The organism is Clostridioides sp. LIBA-6622, assembly GCF_056716095.1.
The window spans coordinates 1,464,888-1,483,571 of record NZ_CP196998.1 but is presented as its reverse complement, the minus strand read 5'-3'; the positions used below and the strand labels follow the sequence as shown (position 1 = coordinate 1,483,571).

Sequence of the window (18,684 nt, the reverse complement as noted above, 5' to 3'; positions counted from 1 at the left end):
AGTTTTTTAGGGGGATGTAAAATGTTTATGGAAAAAATGGATAGGTGTACACATATATTAACTGCTTATATTGGCAGTTCCTATGATTACTGTGATTTTATAGATACACAATTAGATGATTTTATACTAGAGTACGGAGAAAATGTGGTAGAATCTTGCCTTCATCAAGTTATGATATTGGTAAGTAAGTGTAATTAGATAGATATTGTTTTCTAGAGAACCCTTTTTAGTTTTTTCTACATTTAATAAACTACTAAGTAAAAATATATTTATTAAAAAGAGTAGTACATGATAAGCAACTGGAAATAACTCGAAGCTTTGGCTTAGATAATATTATTGATACTGCAACAGATATTTTGAAAGATAATAAGATTAATTTGATAATTATTGATGAGGTATACAAGTAATATGGAAGAGTTAGGTATGCCTTATAATAGTTCCTATACACTAATATCTACTGGAGGAGATATTTTATATGAGTGCTTTGTTGTATGTTAATGTATATATCTAATACAATCATAACTTGTCTTATGTTTTAGTAGGATAGCTTTCGTTCGTTTTATTGTTATAGCTGTTACTATAGTTTTATGCTATTTATTAATATTTGTAATTTTTTATACATTCTTTATGTTCATACTACTGATATATTTTGATTAAGTGATTGTTCAGTTTTAGAATTACTTTCTTATAATCTATAAATATTCTACTCAATCATATTTATTGCAAAAAACTACATAAACTATTAATTGTAAAAATAGACTAGATAATCACTAGTCTATCTATATATTATTTAATAACAAATTTTACAAGCCACATATCCTTTTGATTCTGCTTCTTCTCTACTCATTGGAATTGCTACTTCCATGTTATGTGCAGTAGGAGAATAATGATATTTGTTTGATTTAGATTTTCCTCCATTCGCATATACAGTTACAGATGTTGTATCATTGTTTGAAGGTTTATTTTTAGTCTTCTTATTTATCATCTAATTCGTTGAAATCTAGCGATTTAGTTACAAGTACTTGAATTTCAGTTACAAACTCATCTACAATTCCAGTCTCATGTATATCTATCTTGTATATTTCTATAGGCGCATCAATTACTTTATAATTATTTTCTTTTATAAATTTAAACACCTTTTCCATATACATTTTATTATTAGAATTACTTCCAGTGTAATTTAAAGTTACATAATATCCCTCATCAAAAACTATATTGTATATTTCCTCACTATTCTCTAAAAAACAAAATACAGATTTAAACTCATTGAATATACCTTTATGAATTGCCTCAGTAGAAAAAGCAGAACCAATATTATTATTTCCAAGTATATTAAACCTATCTTCATATTCTTTTTGTAGTTTTTGAATCAAAAAATCAAAATCCTCATCTCTTTTTATATCAGCATTTAATTCTAAAGCTTTTCTTTTTTCTATATATACAACCTCTATCTCATCTATTTTTGTATTTTGAATTACACTTTCAATTGAACCTAATCTTTTCATAATATTTTCCTTATGGCTTATAAGTTCAAATATTTTTTTATCAATTAACTCAAGTTCTTCATTTAAAATATTCTTTGTGGACTCTACACTTCTATCATCTAAATATTCTTTTATTTTTTTCATTGGAAAGTTCAAACTTCTAAACTCTTTTATTAAATTGAGTTTCCATATATCTGATATGTTATACATTCTGTATCCATTTACATCTCTAACTGGCTTTAGAATGCCTATTTCTTCATAATACATTAATGAATCTCTTCCTATTCCATATATTTTAGATATCTCTCCTATTTTATAGTAATCTTTCATTTATACAGTAAAATCCTCCATAATCCTATTTTTATTTTATAAGCAACATATTTCTATCTATAACTATAGTTTTAGAATATACTAAAACTATTTCTAAAACAAGGATACGAAAATAAGTCATCTACAATCAGCCATTAACATCTATTTATTTTCCTATTATAATATTTCTAAGTTTAACCTTTCTAAACAATATTTTTAGATTTGTCGTTTTTTATGTTTACATCTATTATGTCCTTTTTTTACAATTTTTTTGTGGTAAAATAAATTTCTATAAATTATCATTTGAGTAATTTAGTAAATTAATATTAATTATAATGTATGATGAAAACAGAAGAGTAAGCTTAATTCAAACTACTGAAATTATATATATGAAATTATTAATGTAATATGAAATTATATATAGGAATCTAATTATAAATAAATTAATTATTTATAAAATCATTAAAGTTGAACTTAACTATAATGATTTCTATGTTGCTAATTGCATGGCTTACAATCTATCCATTTATAAAAAAATATGATATAATTGCATTCAAAAAGGAAATATTTCTATACGCTAAAACTTAAGAATTGACTAATTTTATCTAAAATTATTATTAGACTAAAAATTTTTTTATTTTTAATATTATAACAAGTAAGTTGGTACATAGAAGCTTGAAATACTTATTTAAAATGGATTGTTCAAATTATTTATAAATTAACATTTAAATATTTTTAACATAAATACAATTATTATCAAAATTTCAAATATCTTATGGAGGAATACCATGCAAAATTATGATTATATAAAAATGTTAAATAAAAAGGTAGAACTATTAGCCAATGAACTAGACAATAGAAATTATAAATTTAAAGTCCCAAATGAAATAGATTTTTTTTCTAAAATACCAAATAGGGAGTTTGTATACCAATATATTGATGACTGTATTTTAAAAGATATACATATTGGCGTCATGTTATTAAATATCGATAACTTTAGATTGTTTAATGATATATATGGATATTTAGTTGGTGAAAATCTATTAATCAACTTAACTCAAAAACTGTTGCACTTTATTCCAGAATCTAATGGAATAGTTGCTCATCTAAAAGGAGAAGGATTTTTAATTGTAATTCCTAATGTATCAAATGAAGAGCTAGATAATATAGGAACAACTCTTATAAAAAATGCCAGAGAATTGAAAATACAACTTCCTAATGAAAAAGAAATTCATTCTAATGTTACTTTTAGTATTGGTAGTACTCTTTGGAATGGTGAGCCAAATATGACTACTTTGGTGATTTTCAATCAAGTATATAGTGCTTTAAAAAAGGCTAAAATAGAAGGTAAAAATAGATACATACCATTTGATTTTAAAGATAATAATTTTTATAATAAATTAGAAAATGATAAAGAATTTTTATACGAAATATCATATGCTTTACAAACTAAACAAATTGAAGCATTTTATCAACCACTCTATAATATAAAAAACAATACTATAGTTGGATGTGAGGCTCTTGCACGATGGAGACATCCTATTAAAGGGCTTCTTACTCCAGATAAGTTTATACCTTTATTTGAGCAATTTGGTTTAATAACAGAATTAGATTTATATTTATTTGAAGAAAACTGCAAAAATATAAGAAGATGGATTGATAACAATGATGTTTTTGTTCCAATTTGTTGTAACTTTTCTCGTCTTCATTTTTTTAATCCTAATTTTCCAAGTATGCTAAAAAACGTTACTGAAAAATATAGTGTTTCTACATCAAATTTCAGTATTGAAATCACAGAAAATGTATTACTAGAAAATACAAACACTATTATTCAACAGTTAAACGAGCTTCGTTCTTATGGTTTTTCTGTATCCATGGACGATTTTGGTTCTGGATACTCATCTTTTGGTATGTTGCAAAATCTACCTTTTGATATAATCAAAATTGATAGAATATTTTTAGCTCATAATTTAAAGGATTTTAAAAATGCAACAATTTTATACTCTATAATAAATATTGCAAGAGCTCTTGGAATGCTTACAGTATGTGAAGGTGTTGAAACAGAACAACATGTAGAATTTATCAAAAGTATAAATTGTGATATTGCTCAAGGTTATTATTATGCGAAACCTATGGAGTGTGCACAATTTGAAAAACTACTATCTAAAGAAAATAATTCAGAAGAAATGTTTATAAAATATTCTGATATAGGTAAATCCTTAGTAGAAAAAATATTTGATGAATTTTTTATTATGCAAGACATGAAAAAACTAAAATCAAATGTAACGGAAGACATTCAATGGTCTGACTTTTATAGCAAAACAAAAATTACATCTTTTTCTAAAATAATAGAACACTTTGAGAAACATATTAAAGGTAAAAAATTTTCTATTCTTTATAAAAGTATAACTCCACATGATATTGACTCAAATTTATTATTAATTAGTGGAGAAGCTGTTTTATCAGATGAATCTGCTGAATATCAAAAGTATAGTAATTTTTACTTTAGCGCAAATTGTATAATTTCAGAAAATAGATTACTTTTAAAAAAATTAAACCTGGATTTAATCAAGACTGCTGGCTATATAAATGAGTTTGAATCATATTCTATACCTAAAATGGCAAATACTCATCTTGATGAAAGTAAGATTTTATCACAATTTTATTCAATGTTACCTGTAGGTATAATTCGTTATGATTTGTTTGGCGATATGACTATCACTTATATGAATGAAGAAATGTTTGATATTATAGGTTATACAAAAGAACAATTTTTTGGTGAGATGGGTGGTAACTTAAGAGCAATTGTTCATCCTGATGATTTAGACTTTATTTATAAAAAGAGTTTGGAAATGATTGATACAAATAAAATTGAACCTTTTTTGTATAGATTTATAAAGCGTGATGGCCAAATTGTTACAGTTATGTACACACAATGTAATCTATCTGCAATTGATGGAAGAGCTATTGCACAAGGTATGTATATAGATATAAATAAAATAAAAAATCTAACAGGAATCTAGCACAAAGTACTTTATTTGGAAAAAATTAATATATTTAAATAAATTTAGATTAGTTTTCTTTTCCAAACTTACACTTTATATTATAAATATGTACTTATATAGTATGTTGGTATTAATCACTTAGGCAGACCTTGCTTCAGTGCTTTTTAACTAAAATTAACTTGCTTAATAAAAATATCACACTTCAACAACGTTTTTAATTTAAGTATATTAATGTATAATATACTTAAGATATATAATAAAAAAGAAAGGGGGAATATCATGAGTATACTCCTAAAAAAAGCTCCTAAATTTGCAAAACATATTATAACAAACTTTTATGTAAATCGAGATATTGATGAAATATTAAAACACCTTTCTAAAGATATCACATGGATTGGACCAGGAGAACAAGAATTTCTCACTTCTTTCAATGAAATAAAAAATTATTTTTATGCAGGTCAAAATGAAGTCCCTTCTTGTGATATAAGTAATGATACATTTGAAATTGTAAGTGAAGATAAAAATAGATGTATGGTATTAGGAAAATACACTGTTAGTACTAAAGAAAATGCACAAATGGTCTTAGAAGTAAATCAGCGTTGCACATTTGAGATAATTGAAGATAGAGAAAGATTGCTAGTAAAACACATGCATGTATCAAATCCTTATGGTGAAATGCAGATTGATGAATACTTCCCCACTAAAATTGGAACACAAAGTTATGATTATTTACAAAGATTATTAAAAGAAAAAACAGAAGTTATTGAAATGATTACAAATAATATCAATGGTGGGCTAAAAGGTAGCAATGACGATAATACATACTCCTTTTTCTATGTTAATGAAGGATTGCCTAAGATATTAGGATATACCTATGATGAGTTTATCAAAATGAGTGGTGGTTCAGCAGTAGGAGCTGTATATCCACCAGACTTACCTAAAGCACTAGAAGATTGCGAAAGATGTTTTGCAAATGGAATTACATATTCAACTGAATATAGAATACGCAAAAAAGATGGAACATTAATGTGGGTATTAGATTCTGGAATGAAATCATTAAATAGTGATGGAGTCGCAAAAATTAACAGTATTATTACTGACATCACTCAACTAAAAAATATAGAATCTGAACTAAAATTAGAAAGAGAGCGATATCGTATTGCTTTACAAAATATTACAGACATTATGTTTGAATATGACATTGAAAATGATAATTTTATAAAATATCAACGTGTAGAAATCGATAAAAAAATTGAATTAGAGAACTTTGAAACAAAAAATTATTCTAAATTGCTAGAATCTGGAGCAATTATTCATCTTGACGATATTGGTAAATTACTAGAGGTACTTCGTGGAAACCTTAGAGAAATAATTGAAATACGACAATTAGACTCATTAATTAGAGATGAATGGAGATGGATTCGAGTTCAATGTTCAGTTATCTATGATAGTGACCATAATCCTATCAAAACAATTGGTGTTTTAAAAGATATAACTGAAGATAAATCTAAACTAGAAATTTTAATTAATCAAGCTCAACGTGACCCACTAACACAGCTATACAATCAAAGGGTATCAGAAAACTTTATTCAAGAATACTTCTGTAATTTTGATACAAAAACTAGTGATGCTCTATTAGTTATTGATATTGATGATTTTAAAACTGTAAATGATACTTTTGGACATTTAGAGGGTAATGAAGTTTTAATTGCTGTATCAAAAATACTACTACAAAACACTTGTGATAAAGATATAGTAGCTCGAATTGGCGGAGATGAGTTTATGATATTTATAAAATCACTGACAAATGATTTAGTAATCAAAACTACTAATAATATTTTAAATGATACCAGTAACATAAAAGTAAAAGATAATCATAAAATAACATTAAGCATTGGTATTGCTTTTGTAAATGATTCAATTAAATCGTATAAAGATTTATTTTCTAAAGCTGATAAAGCTCTATATATATCAAAAGCAGATGGAAAAAATCGTTACAGTATATCTGAATAATAAAATCATGATATTATATTTTTACCTAAAAATAACTTATAACTTAGGTATTATTAATCATAAAGTATATTATTGAAAAACAATCATATACTTTATGATTATTTTATATAACTAAAATATCTAATAGTTTCTAATGCTATTATCTTAAAATTTTCATAATTTATTCTTAAATTTTTTAGTTGTTATAATTAAAATACTAATCAAACCTATATCACAAATATGTACCTCAAAATCTATAACAATTCTCTTTAAATTTTATATTTAAATACTTCTATTAATTCTATATAGATTTTTAAAATAATTTTACATAAAACATAAATCCAATTTATTTTAGATTTATTTTTTGTATAAACTAATCATTATTTTAAAATATATTTTTGACTTATCTTATTGCCTATGAATTATATCGATGATATACTGATACTATTTAAAACATCTTTCATCTACAGAAAGGATTACTATATGAGGAAAACAAGAAATTTAAAGAATATTCCGTTTTTACTGACAGTTTTTGTGGATATTTTAATGGCAATTGCAGTTTTCTATCTAATGAACTATGTACAATATTTACTACAATCAGATGTTAAAATTAATTTAACTGAAATTGTAACACAAAATAAAGATGTAATTACAAATAAATTAATGATGGAGGTTAATAATTTAGACCTTGTTTCCAACCAAGTGTCAGAAAGATTTTCACAATCGAAAGATAAAAGTCAGGATAGTTTAAAATCTATCGCTTTAAATTACTCAAAAGAAAAAAACGATGATAGACTTTTCTTTGCATCAGAAGATGGAAAGGCGACTTTTCCAAATGGCAGAGAACTTGATATCTCAGGAAGACACTATTTTAAGCTAGTTTCTGATGGGATTCAAAACATATCTGAGCGGATAGTTTCTAGATTAGATGGCGAAGATATTTTTGTTATAAGTGTGCCCATAAAATCTCATGGAGAAGTTATTGGCTCAATTCAAAAACAATACACATTAAAAGAAATGTATAATCTCTGTTCAGTTTCTCTGTTTTCTGAAAAAGGTCATATGTACATTATTAATAGTCAAGGATACATTCTTATAAGTTCTGAACAGGATATATACAATCGAGAATCTGACAACTATTATAGAATGATTTTTTTACAGAACCCAGAGGTTTCTAAGCGTCTAGAAAAAGATATAAAAAACAATCATTCAGGTATTATGGAAACAGAGCTAAATGGTGAAAAATATTTTTCTGCTTATACTCCTATAGATAAAGTCTACGATTGGTACTTAATCTCAAGTGTATCTACTAACGCAGTTTCAGCAAATACAAACATTGTTATTAAGCTATTCTATTTTATTTTATTAGCTGTTGTAATGTTTTTTGGTTTTAGCATGATATATTTTTTATATTTAAAAGACAAACAACAGACTAAGTTGAAAAAAATTGCATTTGTAGATACTATTACACAAGGCAATACATATACAAAATTTATGTTTGATTTACAAAATCTCCTACGCACAAATACAGACAAGCAATATTATATTTTTACTTTTGATATTGATAATTTTAAATACATAAATAACTTTTACGGATTTGATGTTGGAGATAAAATTTTAAGAAAAATTAGTGAGATTTATACTGAGAGACTTTCTATAAATGAACAAATTGCTAGAGTTTATAGTGACCATTTTGTTGTTCTTCTAGAAGATGCCTCTGAACAAAAACTTAATTCCCTATTTGATTCAGAATTAAAGATAGAAGGTGTTACAGTATACCTTTCTGCTGGTTTATATCCAATTACTAATTGCGATGAAAGCATCAACCTTATGGTTGATAAAGCAAACATGGCAGCCCAAAAAATTAAAGGTATGAGATATAAAAGAGTGGAAATTTATTCTGAGAAGTTTGATAAACAGATGATTCATAATGAACAAATAAAGAGAGCTATCGAAAAGGCACTTGATAATGATGAGATTATTCCTTTCTATCAACCTAAAGTCGATATTAATAGTCATAAGTTAGTTGGTGCTGAAGCATTAGCACGTTGGAAAACTAATGATGGGAAATTAAGACCTCCTGGTGAATTTATTTCAGTATGTGAGAAAACTGGATTAATTACAGCTGTTGACATGACTATCTTTGAAAAGACTTTAAAATTTATTAAGAGAAATTTAGAAAAAGGTGTAAATTGTGTCCCGATTTCTGTTAACTTTTCGCGCATGCACTTTCTTAATAATGATTTTTTAGATGTGCTTCTTCAAAAATTAGATGAGTATAAAGTGCCACCTCATCTAATCGAATTAGAACTTACTGAAACTATAATTTTTGATAATTATAAAATGATTGAAGAATTTATAAACAAAGTACATGATAATAAGCTTCAAGTTTCTATGGATGATTTTGGCTCTGGTTATTCTTCATTACATATGCTAAAAGATATGGATATAGATGTTTTGAAAATTGATAGAGGCTTCTTAAAAGATACTGTAAATAGTGATAGACAAAAAGCCATTTTTGCTGCAATTACTCATATGGCAAGAAGTTTAAATATCAAAGTGGTAGTAGAGGGAGTTGAAAATATAGAAAATGTAGAACTTATGCGAGAATTTGGATGTTCTATTGCACAAGGTTATTTCTATTCAAAACCTATAAGTGAACAAGATTTTGAGAGACTTTATCAGGAGGGAAAAATATAATGAAACGTCTTATATGTTTGATTTGTATAGCAGTTCTTTTTTTAGTTAGTTTATCTGGGTGTGAAAACGCAAAACAAAATGTAAAAATTGGTGTTTCTTTTGGTGTTGGAAGTGCCACACGTTGGCAACATGAAAAAGAATATATGGAGCAACAGGCTAAAAAACTTGGAGCTGATATAGAAGTACGTCTTAATCAAACTGACAAACCAAAAACACAAAAGCAAGATTGTTTTGAAATGATAGATAATGGAATTGATGTACTTATTCTTACTCCACGTGATGTAAATAAAGTTAAAGAAATACTAGATTATGCTAAGGAAAAAAATGTACCAGTTATAAATTATGCTCGTGTTGTTTTAGGTGAAAAGGTTGACCTTTTTGTAGGATATGATAGTAGTAGAATTGGACAGAGATTAGGTCAATATCTTTCAGAAATAGTTTATGATGGCGATTATATTATACTTCAAGGTGACTCTGGTGATAATAATGCTAAATTATTATACCAAGGAGCAATGAGATATATCTCTCCTATTAAAGATAACATCAATGTTCTTTTGGATGCTCCTGTAAAAAGTTGGTCTCCTGATGAAGCGAAAAAAATGGTCATTGAGGCAGTCCGTTCTAATAATAACAATATAGATGCTATTCTTGCTCCAAATGATAAAATAGCAGGAGCATGTGTTGATGCATTAAAAGAATTAGGAATTTCAAAACATGTAGTTATTACTGGTATGGATGCAGAAATAGATGCTGCTAAACGTATTGTTGAAGGTACACAAGATGTCACAATATATATGGATTTAAATCAGCTTGCTTGTACTGCTATAAATGAAGCAGTTCATATGGTAAGGAATGAAACTATAAATGTAAATTCAGAATTTGATAATCAAAGTGGTGGTACAATTAAAGCCAACCTTATAACTGGTCAATTGGTTACTAGAGAGAATTTAGATAAAATACTCATTAATAGTGGTTACTTTACTAAAGAACAAGTTTATGGAAAGAATTAAACTTCAAGTGTCTAAAAATATAAGATTATAAATATTTTATTACAAATACTTAATATCAATATAGTCTATCTTAAAATAATAATTTATTAGTATAAAAAAGCGAACTCTTAAAAGAGTTCACTTTTTTATTTTAAATACCAAAGTTTCTATAAGCACAAATTCTTTCTTATAAACTTTGATATTCATAATTTTTAAATATTAAGCTTAAGTTCATAGCTGTAGCACATATACTATACTTCATTTCTACTGGTATACAATCTACCCCCTTTATAAAATCTATTATGTATTTTTCCTCAACATTTGAAGCCTTAGCTATAAATTCAGTATTAAGATTGTACATATTAGTCAAAAGACTTAAAATACATCTCAGTCTAGAGTCTAAGTCAACATCCATGACATATTCAAGTTGTAGAACTACATTTATTTTTTTTGACCATACATCTAAATCTTCTGTAAATTCGCTTTCATATATCTTATACTCTCTTATTTTTTCTATGTCTACTCCAAATAAATTTGATAAGATATTTTCATCTATATGATATTCATCAATCAATTTATTAAGCAAATCCTCTATGTAATCACTATCTATTTTTTTTACTTCCATCCCAATTAATCCCCTCTAAACCTTAAATAAGATTTTTTATACTGTACACATTTATAACAAAGTACTTTATTTGTCCTTAAAATACATCTAATCCCTATTATTCTGCCATAGCTGGAAATTCATAGACTATCTTCAACAACATTTCAGTGAAAATTAATGTCTTCTTAGCATCTTCCTCACTTACAATACAAATTTCATGAGTAGCTTCATTTCCTATCTTTCTTATTTGGTTCACCCATTTTTTAGAATTAGGCAATATGTAATTCTTTTTATCAAGCCACTCAACATAAAATATGAATGTCTTGTTTTCTTCAGCACCTAAATGTACTGCTACATTCATTAGTAACTTTCTGCAACATAAAGCTACTGATGTAAATGCATTTACACTAAATGAATTTCGTGCTTCTTCATATAAATTTTCAACATCTTTATTATTAATATGTAGTACATCATTCCCAGCTTTGGACATTGGATACTGTCTATTGTCCTTGTCAAAATACGTTGGATTACCACAACTAGGACATAAATATATGCTTATTTCAACCTCTTTTTCTAGGCTAGTGCGACAAATACCTTCATAACCTTTTTCACTTCCTACATAACAACCACAATATCCACAAGTGTAGTTTTTACCTAACAATTCATTGTCTATGCCTTCCCAAAAGTTCACTATCTTCACCTCCAAATACTTAAATTTTTCTTATTTCAGTATCAGAATATAAATCATCTTTACTTCCTTTAATTTCTACTATTTTTAAGTTTACCAAATCCATTATTCTCCAAAGTATAAACCAATCTTTTACACGCATTTCATCTTCAAACATAGATTCTGCAACAGCTTCAATTAAAGGCTTCCATCTATCACTAATATTTTTTAGTATATATTTATCAAAATAAGTTTCTTCAACACTTTTAATTTCTTTTCCTATCAATGCTCTAAAAATAGTATTTTCTTTAACTAATACATTCCATTTATTTTTAATTTCTAGCTTTTCATTAAAGTTAACTTCTGATGCTTTGTTTAAAAAGAAAGTAGAATCTTTTGGAGACATTTCACTAGTAAACGAATATTTAATTATACCATCTTCTATCTTTTTTTCATCTATTAGTACAATTTTTATGTTTTTATCTTGAAACTTACTCACTATATAATATACCCCACATAAATCTCTTGAGTTATTTGCACACCATATTATTATATCTCTATGTTTTACCAAGCTTCTATCTTCTAATAAATTTGACTTGAATAATAGTTTAGGATTATTTTCAAAATCAGCTCTAATTTTAAAAATATTTTTTCTTAATTCATAATTATTTACATCTGAAATATCACCTATTGATAAATCATCTTCAAATACTACAATTTTATTATGTGGTATTAACTTTAGCTTCATTGCTTCTTTTAATATATAATAGCAAACTTCATCAAAACATATGTGTGCCATACAACTCACCTCCCTGTATAATTAATAATTTATTTTATTATAATATATAAACTGTACTTGTTAAACAATTCTAGATTATTTTTGAAAGATTAAGAGATACAGACATAAAAGTAACTGTGAATAGATATTCTCACTTATTAGATGAAATAGACAAAGAAGCATCTGAAAATATAAGCAAAATACTATTCAAATAATAGTCAGTTTTATGTCAGTAATATAGATAATAAAATCTACTTATAAAACACCTGAAATTACTATTATTTAATAAAATTTATAATTATTTACTATTTACTGTTGACATTAGTACTATACCATAGTTTATCATTTATACTAGAAATAAAATTATTAATAGTTTAATATTTTTATAATAGATTTACAAGGAGTGGTAATAAATGGATACGAAGATATCTATAAATGAAAACATGAGCCTAGGTAAGAGGTTTTTTAAATACCTAGCACCATCTGTAGTTGCAATGTGGGTTTTCTCATTATATACAATGGTTGATGGAATATTTGTAAGTAAAGGAGTTGGTGAATTAGCTTTAGCTGCTGTCAACATCTCAATGCCCTTTATTAATTTTATATTTGCAGTTTCTCTGTTATTTTCAACTGGTGCATCTACTATAATTGCAATTTATCTGGGCAAAAAAGATATTAAATCTGCAAATGAAGTATTTTCATTTAATTTAGTATCAATAGTTATATTGTCTATAATTATTTTAGCTATAACTTTTTTTAACTTGGATAGATTAGCATTATTTTTAGGAGCCACAGAATCTACAATTGGTATGGTTAAAGATTATCTAGGAATAATAATATTTTTTAACGGCTTCTTTATAGTATCTTACTCCCTAGAAGTTATAATAAAAACTGATGGATTCCCAATATTAGCTACTGCTGGTGTAATAATATCTGCTCTTACAAACATCGTACTTGATTACTTATTTGTAATTGAATTTGGATGGGGTGTAAAAGGTGCTGGTATTGCTACAGGTCTATCTCAAGTATTTTCTACTATTTTTTTCTTGATACATTTTTTAAGAAAAAACTCAACTTTGAATTTTTCAAAATTTAAGGTCGATTTCAAAACACTTAGAAAAATTATATTTATAGGTTTCCCTGATTCGACTACTGAACTAAGTTGTGGTATAGTTGTCTTACTTTTTAACTTGAGTCTTACTAAATATATTGGTGAAAGTGCTCTTATTTATTACAGTGTTATAAACTATATAAATACATTAGTACTTATGACTATGATGGGTATAACCCAGGGTATGCAACCACTTACTAGTTTTTATTATGGAGCAGGAAATATAGATAATGTAAAAAAATTATTAAAGATGGGAATAAAAGCTACCGTAATAGCATCAATTGCTGTATTTGCAATTTGTATGACTTTTGCAGAACCAATAGTTTCTTTATTCATACACCCAAATGAAACTATACTATTCAATGAAGGAATTCGTGTATTTAAAATATTCTCTATATCTTTCTTACTTGTAGGAATTAATGTAATAATTTCTGGATTCTTTGTATCAGTAGAAAAACCATCAATTTCTACTGTTATATCTCTTGGTAGAGGACTTGTAATAGTTGTTCTAAGTCTAATTTCAATGATACTAATATTTGGTGGTCAAGGAATATGGATGACTACTATTGTTTCAGAATTTATATGCCTTATTTTATCAATAATCTTCTTAAAAAAGAATTTTTCTACATTAGACTCGAATCTAAATAAGGTTGCTTAAAAAATATTATATAAAAATATATAAAATAAAAAATACCTATTATACAATCTTGCAAATATTAGACCTCTGCAAAAACTATGATTATATAATAGGTATTTTATTTATGTAATTATTTTATTTCTAAATATCCATAACCATCTTTTGTTGAAGTTCCTTTCACTTCATACTCTACAGGTTTTTTAAATATTGGACCATCCACTACAAATGTATGATATTCTCCATGTTCTCCACATGGGTCTGCACCTTCATCTTTTATCTTTTTCACAAGCTCTCTAGTCAATTTTTCTCCTAAGAATTCCTCTCCTAGATACTTTAAGTTTACTTTTGTTACAATACTACAAAATCCACTCTCAATAAATTCATACACTAGATTTTCTCTGCTCTCTTGCCACAATGGTAGACTTACCTTCATACCAACTGCATCACATCTATCAGAATCCCATTTTCTATGACTTTCTATGTCTATATCTCCATATGCACATATTGTTGCTCCCATATTTTTAGCTTTTATTAAAGCTCTCTCAAAACTCTCCTCATATCCTTCTACTCCACACTCAGCAACTAATAAAGGTAATCCTATATTGCTACTTACCTGTTTAAGCATATTATATTCTAAATTATGTGTCCATGATTTTCCATGTTCTTCACTTATAGTTGTCAAGAGTGCTACAGGCTTGTATCCTTTTTTCAACATTCGATTTAATGCTAATATACTATCTTTACCACCACTAAATGACATTACAAATTTTTCATCAGCCAATTCCAACACCTCTTTCATCTAACTTTGTTTTGTTACCATAATTATACCAAATATCTGAGTTATATAGCAAATTATATAGTACTTTAAATCGCTAATTTACTATAAAAAATGTTCCCAATATTAGAAGTATAACACCTATGTACTTGTATAAATGCATTGTTTCTTGTCCTAAAATCACACTATCAATAAAAAAACCAACTAGAACTTGAGATACAAGTGTTAATATGAGTGTATTTGATACTCCTAAATTTGGAATTGCTTTTACTGTAAAATATATTATTAGTCCACCAAATACTCCTCCTAGTAATAACTTATAGTTAAAACCATTTATAGATACCAAATACTTTAAATCACCTGTAACTATTATACTTACCAAAAAAAATATTGCCCCTACAGTTAAGCTTATAAATGTTGCAATTAACGCTGTTGTACTTTTTCCCAGTTCTCCATTTATAAAGGCTTCAAGAGCAGTAGAGCCACCTGCTAATAATGCAAATATTATTGCCCATAATTTTGTCATGGACAAACCTCCTCCTATATAATTCTATTAATAAAAGTTTATGATACAACCTATCAATTAATTACTAAGAACAGTTTAATTTTTATACTTAATGACTTTATTTGAATATAAATTTCTGTTATAATTGTTCTATTGATTTTGGAGGTGATTTTATGTACACAAATTTTAATATTGATTTTAATAACTTTAATAAAAAAGAAAATGCTACTAAATTTATGTTAATGGGAGTATTACTCATTGTGTTGGGAGTATTATGTCTTACATTTAAGACATTAGGGATAAAATTAATTTCTTGGACTTTTGGTATTGCTCTTTTATTCTTTGCATATTTAAATCTAAAAAATATAAATGAATTAAAAAGATATGCTACCAAAGAAGAAATTAAACCCTCTACTAATGTTCAATGGATTTTAGTAATTGCATGTATATTACTTTTTATATTTCCCCAAAAAATACAAAGTATATTTTCATTATTTTTAGGATTTTATTTAATATTTAATCAACTAGTAGCATTTGTAAGTAGCAAGAATAATCCATATTCTAAATTTACAACTTGGAATATAATTAAGGCTCTATTTGGTATATGCCTTATATTGTCTCCACTTTTTCTATCTAGATTTATAGTATCAATAATGTCCTTTTTTATAATATTATTTGGACTAGTTCTACTATTTTCTGGAAATAATGCAAGAAAATATTAATTATTTTCTTGCATTATTTTTATATTACTTAAAATAGAATTTGTTTAAGTTATATATTTATGGTAATATGTTTTTTGTACAAGTTCTGTGTACAATTTTATTAGAAATAGGTGATTACTTTGGATAAATTTAAATATGCTTTTGACAATAAAAGGTATCATACTTGGAATTATTATCTTAGAAAAACTTTTGGAGAAAAAGTTTTTAAGGTATCAATAAATGCAGGATTTACTTGCCCAAACATTGATGGAAGTATTGGCTATGGCGGATGTACCTATTGTAGCAAGGAAGGTTCAGGTGACTTTGCTGGTAACCCTAAAGATAATCTTATTAGTCAATTTTATAATATAAGAGAAATGATGTTAAAAAAATGGTCTCATGCGAAATACATTGGTTATTTTCAAGCATATACAAATACGTATGCTCCTCTTGAAACTTTAAAAGAAAAGTATGAAACTATATTAGAACTTGATGATGTCATAGGTCTTTCAATATCAACAAGACCTGACTGTTTACCAGATGATGTTGTAGAATACTTATCTGAACTAAATAAAAGAACTAATTTATGGGTTGAACTTGGTCTTCAAACAATTCATGATTCCACATCTAAAACTATAAATAGAGGGCATGATTATAAATCATTTATAGAAGGTGTTGAAAAACTTAAGGCTAAAAATATAAAGGTTGTTGTACACATTATAAATGGTCTTCCTGGTGAAGATTATAATATGATGATGGAAACTGCAAAGGCTGTGGGTAAAATGGGTGTAGATGGCATAAAAATTCATTTATTACATGTTATAAAAGACACTCCTATGGAAAAGATGCTACAAAATGGTATGCTAACTCTTATGGAACAAGATGAATATATAAATCTTGTATGTGACCAATTAGAAATACTTCCTGAAACTATGATAATTCATAGACTTACTGGTGATGGCAAAAGAGATGAACTGGTTGGTCCTTTATGGAGTCTAAAAAAATGGGAAATTTTAAATCAAATTGATGATACCTTGAAGGCTAGAAATTCTTATCAAGGTTGCAAGTTTGTTTAATTATATATACTTATTACACATAAAACAATCTCAAAATAATGATAACTATAGAAAGTGTTATGTAAATATAATGCTCTCTATAGTTATTTAGTATTTATAAAACAATATATTAATTTGTATATTTATATAGTCTATAATAAAAAATTTAATTTATATTTCTAAATTAACTACAATTGCCTATAAATTTATGTAATATTATTAATTTCAATGTTTTTTAAATCTCAATACTTTTTAAACCTCTAACTCTAAATACTTTCTGTTTTCTCAATCTGCTTTAACTTATTGGATTTATAAAACATTCTTATTCCATCATAAGAAATATTAAGTGCTACTACTGCTGATATTAACATTAACATCACCCCAAATAGCTTCCATAAAGAAAAACTTTCTCCTAATATAGTACAACCAATTATTACAGAACCAACTAACTCTACTGACGCCACAACACCTGCAACAGATAGCTCTACTCCCTTAGATATGCCTGCTGCATAAAAAATATATGCAAGTGCTGCTGGTACAATACCTAACATTAACATACAAGATAAAATATTTAAATCTTTAGCATAATATAATATCTCCCAAGGTCTAGCAGATGGAATCATAAAAATAGCTCCAAATAAGAAACTGTACACTAATATTGTTGAACTTGAAAACTCTTTCAAGGCATTTTTACTAATAGTTGGCATAAGTGCATATGCTACTGCTGATAATATACCAAGTAAAAGTCCAAAAGCACTTAAATTTTGAAAATCTAAACTTCCACCAGTCACTGCCATAACTGCACCCATAAAACAAAAAATAAGTGAAATTACTTTACTTCTAGTAATACTCTCTTTATAACAGATTTTTGAAAATACTGCTAAAAATAATGGTGAAGTGTATAACAAAACTGCTGCTACTGATACACCTACAGTTTCAATCGCTTTAAAATAACATAAGTTAAACATAGCTTGACATATAATACCTATTATTATTGAATATATGATTCCTTTTTTATTTATTTTTAAAATATGTGGTGTCCTTATAGAAGAATATGCTCCTAAAACTATAAATCCAAAAAACAATCTTGTAAATGCTACTTGTTCTGATGTCAACCCACTTCCCATCAAAAACTTTCCAAATAATCCAAGTGTAGCCCATAATATTCCTGCTGTTGCTATAAATACATACCCTTTACTTTTTTCTCCCATTTTAAATTCCCCTCTAATTTTATTTAAGTCAATGCACACCGTTTTTGTTAAGCAAAAATTATGCCACTTTAATCTAATATATATCGACACCAAAAGTCTAGTATTTTCAACAATACTAATAAAATTTTAAATTTTTCATATTCCCCTTATATCTACTTTAA

General features: G+C 26.6%; 16 protein-coding genes. 8 read left to right on the top strand and 8 right to left on the bottom strand.

Annotation, left to right across the window (positions count from 1 at the left end; genetic code table 11):
* Nucleotides 1-21: 21 nt before the first annotated feature.
* Nucleotides 22-198, top strand: coding sequence for a hypothetical protein (locus tag ACTG47_RS07105; protein WP_479926618.1), 177 nt, complete (start codon nucleotides 22-24; stop codon nucleotides 196-198).
* A 592-nt stretch (nucleotides 199-790) separates the two neighbouring features.
* Here ACTG47_RS07105 and ACTG47_RS07100 read toward each other — a convergent pair.
* Together ACTG47_RS07100 and ACTG47_RS07095 are read right to left on the bottom strand one after the other, a co-directional pair.
* On the bottom strand, nucleotides 791-985 hold the full coding sequence (locus tag ACTG47_RS07100) for a hypothetical protein (RefSeq protein ID WP_479926617.1): 195 nt from the start codon (nucleotides 983-985) through the stop codon (nucleotides 791-793).
* Nucleotides 975-1,814: a MerR family transcriptional regulator gene (locus ACTG47_RS07095; protein ID WP_479926616.1), complete on the bottom strand. Its 840-nt coding sequence runs from the start codon at nucleotides 1,812-1,814 to the stop codon at nucleotides 975-977. Before ACTG47_RS07095 ends, ACTG47_RS07100 begins: the two co-directional genes overlap by 11 nt.
* A 767-nt stretch (nucleotides 1,815-2,581) precedes the next feature.
* On the opposite strand from ACTG47_RS07095, the gene ACTG47_RS07090 reads away from it, so the two are divergent.
* From ACTG47_RS07090 to ACTG47_RS07075, 4 genes are all read left to right on the top strand, one after another.
* The gene (locus ACTG47_RS07090; protein ID WP_479926615.1) at nucleotides 2,582-4,816 is read left to right on the top strand and encodes an EAL domain-containing protein; all 2,235 of its coding nucleotides are present in this window, start codon (nucleotides 2,582-2,584) and stop codon (nucleotides 4,814-4,816) included.
* Between the two features lie 261 nt (nucleotides 4,817-5,077).
* Nucleotides 5,078-6,811: a sensor domain-containing diguanylate cyclase gene (locus tag ACTG47_RS07085; RefSeq protein WP_479926614.1), complete on the top strand. Its 1,734-nt coding sequence runs from the start codon at nucleotides 5,078-5,080 to the stop codon at nucleotides 6,809-6,811.
* A gap of 462 nt (nucleotides 6,812-7,273) precedes the next feature.
* The gene (locus ACTG47_RS07080; RefSeq protein ID WP_479926613.1) at nucleotides 7,274-9,490 is read left to right on the top strand and encodes a bifunctional diguanylate cyclase/phosphodiesterase; all 2,217 of its coding nucleotides are present in this window, start codon (nucleotides 7,274-7,276) and stop codon (nucleotides 9,488-9,490) included.
* Nucleotides 9,490-10,500: a sugar ABC transporter substrate-binding protein gene (locus tag ACTG47_RS07075; protein ID WP_479926612.1), complete on the top strand. Its 1,011-nt coding sequence runs from the start codon at nucleotides 9,490-9,492 to the stop codon at nucleotides 10,498-10,500. Before ACTG47_RS07080 ends, ACTG47_RS07075 begins: the two co-directional genes overlap by 1 nt.
* A 166-nt stretch (nucleotides 10,501-10,666) precedes the next feature.
* On the opposite strand, the gene ACTG47_RS07070 is transcribed toward ACTG47_RS07075, so the two are convergent.
* The 3 genes from ACTG47_RS07070 to ACTG47_RS07060 all read right to left on the bottom strand — a co-directional run bounded on the left by ACTG47_RS07070 (nucleotide 10,667) and on the right by ACTG47_RS07060 (nucleotide 12,549).
* Nucleotides 10,667-11,104, bottom strand: coding sequence for an HTH domain-containing protein (locus ACTG47_RS07070; RefSeq protein ID WP_479926611.1), 438 nt, complete (start codon nucleotides 11,102-11,104; stop codon nucleotides 10,667-10,669).
* 97 nt (nucleotides 11,105-11,201) lie between these two features.
* On the bottom strand, nucleotides 11,202-11,774 hold the full coding sequence (locus ACTG47_RS07065; RefSeq protein WP_479926610.1) for a DUF4145 domain-containing protein: 573 nt from the start codon (nucleotides 11,772-11,774) through the stop codon (nucleotides 11,202-11,204).
* 19 nt (nucleotides 11,775-11,793) lie between these two features.
* A complete protein-coding gene (locus ACTG47_RS07060) occupies nucleotides 11,794-12,549 on the bottom strand; it encodes a DUF1835 domain-containing protein (protein ID WP_479926609.1) in 756 nt (251 codons plus the stop codon).
* Between the two features lie 392 nt (nucleotides 12,550-12,941).
* On the opposite strand from ACTG47_RS07060, the gene ACTG47_RS07055 reads away from it, so the two are divergent.
* On the top strand, nucleotides 12,942-14,297 hold the full coding sequence (locus ACTG47_RS07055; protein WP_479926608.1) for an MATE family efflux transporter: 1,356 nt from the start codon (nucleotides 12,942-12,944) through the stop codon (nucleotides 14,295-14,297).
* A gap of 109 nt (nucleotides 14,298-14,406) precedes the next feature.
* Here the strand turns inward: ACTG47_RS07055 and ACTG47_RS07050 are convergent, their stop codons facing one another.
* Both ACTG47_RS07050 and ACTG47_RS07045 read right to left on the bottom strand, forming a co-directional pair.
* Entirely contained in the window at nucleotides 14,407-15,075 is a 669-nt protein-coding gene (locus tag ACTG47_RS07050; RefSeq protein ID WP_479926607.1) for a Dph6-related ATP pyrophosphatase, read from the bottom strand.
* 73 nt (nucleotides 15,076-15,148) lie between these two features.
* Nucleotides 15,149-15,577 carry a DMT family transporter gene (locus tag ACTG47_RS07045; RefSeq protein WP_479926606.1) on the bottom strand — a complete coding sequence of 143 codons (429 nt, stop codon included), beginning with the start codon at nucleotides 15,575-15,577 and terminating at the stop codon, nucleotides 15,149-15,151.
* 152 nt (nucleotides 15,578-15,729) lie between these two features.
* Here ACTG47_RS07045 and ACTG47_RS07040 point away from each other — a divergent pair, with 152 nt between their 5' ends.
* Both ACTG47_RS07040 and mnmL read left to right on the top strand, forming a co-directional pair.
* Nucleotides 15,730-16,278 (top strand): DUF308 domain-containing protein, encoded by a 549-nt coding sequence (locus ACTG47_RS07040; protein ID WP_479926605.1) that lies wholly within the window; start codon nucleotides 15,730-15,732, stop codon nucleotides 16,276-16,278.
* 119 nt (nucleotides 16,279-16,397) lie between these two features.
* On the top strand, nucleotides 16,398-17,333 hold the full coding sequence (gene mnmL / locus ACTG47_RS07035; protein ID WP_479926604.1) for a tRNA modification radical SAM protein MnmL/YtqA: 936 nt from the start codon (nucleotides 16,398-16,400) through the stop codon (nucleotides 17,331-17,333).
* Nucleotides 17,334-17,578: 245 nt separating this feature from the next.
* Here the strand turns inward: mnmL and ACTG47_RS07030 are convergent, their stop codons facing one another.
* Nucleotides 17,579-18,523, bottom strand: coding sequence for a DMT family transporter (locus ACTG47_RS07030; protein WP_479926603.1), 945 nt, complete (start codon nucleotides 18,521-18,523; stop codon nucleotides 17,579-17,581).
* Between the last annotated feature and the right edge of the window lie 161 nt (nucleotides 18,524-18,684).

Bases quoted from the DNA above. Each gene is read 5' to 3' on its own strand.
- ACTG47_RS07105 (WP_479926618.1), top strand. From the start codon at position 22: ATGTTTATGGAAAAAATGGATAGGTGTACACATATATTAACTGCTTAT.
- ACTG47_RS07100 (WP_479926617.1), bottom strand. From the start codon at position 985: ATGATAAATAAGAAGACTAAAAATAAACCTTCAAACAATGATACAACA.
- ACTG47_RS07095 (WP_479926616.1), bottom strand. From the start codon at position 1,814: ATGAAAGATTACTATAAAATAGGAGAGATATCTAAAATATATGGAATA.
- ACTG47_RS07090 (WP_479926615.1), top strand. From the start codon at position 2,582: ATGCAAAATTATGATTATATAAAAATGTTAAATAAAAAGGTAGAACTA.
- ACTG47_RS07085 (WP_479926614.1), top strand. From the start codon at position 5,078: ATGAGTATACTCCTAAAAAAAGCTCCTAAATTTGCAAAACATATTATA.
- ACTG47_RS07080 (WP_479926613.1), top strand. From the start codon at position 7,274: ATGAGGAAAACAAGAAATTTAAAGAATATTCCGTTTTTACTGACAGTT.
- ACTG47_RS07075 (WP_479926612.1), top strand. From the start codon at position 9,490: ATGAAACGTCTTATATGTTTGATTTGTATAGCAGTTCTTTTTTTAGTT.
- ACTG47_RS07070 (WP_479926611.1), bottom strand. From the start codon at position 11,104: ATGGAAGTAAAAAAAATAGATAGTGATTACATAGAGGATTTGCTTAAT.
- ACTG47_RS07060 (WP_479926609.1), bottom strand. From the start codon at position 12,549: ATGGCACACATATGTTTTGATGAAGTTTGCTATTATATATTAAAAGAA.
- ACTG47_RS07055 (WP_479926608.1), top strand. From the start codon at position 12,942: ATGGATACGAAGATATCTATAAATGAAAACATGAGCCTAGGTAAGAGG.
- ACTG47_RS07050 (WP_479926607.1), bottom strand. From the start codon at position 15,075: ATGAAAGAGGTGTTGGAATTGGCTGATGAAAAATTTGTAATGTCATTT.
- ACTG47_RS07045 (WP_479926606.1), bottom strand. From the start codon at position 15,577: ATGACAAAATTATGGGCAATAATATTTGCATTATTAGCAGGTGGCTCT.
- ACTG47_RS07040 (WP_479926605.1), top strand. From the start codon at position 15,730: ATGTACACAAATTTTAATATTGATTTTAATAACTTTAATAAAAAAGAA.
- ACTG47_RS07030 (WP_479926603.1), bottom strand. From the start codon at position 18,523: ATGGGAGAAAAAAGTAAAGGGTATGTATTTATAGCAACAGCAGGAATA.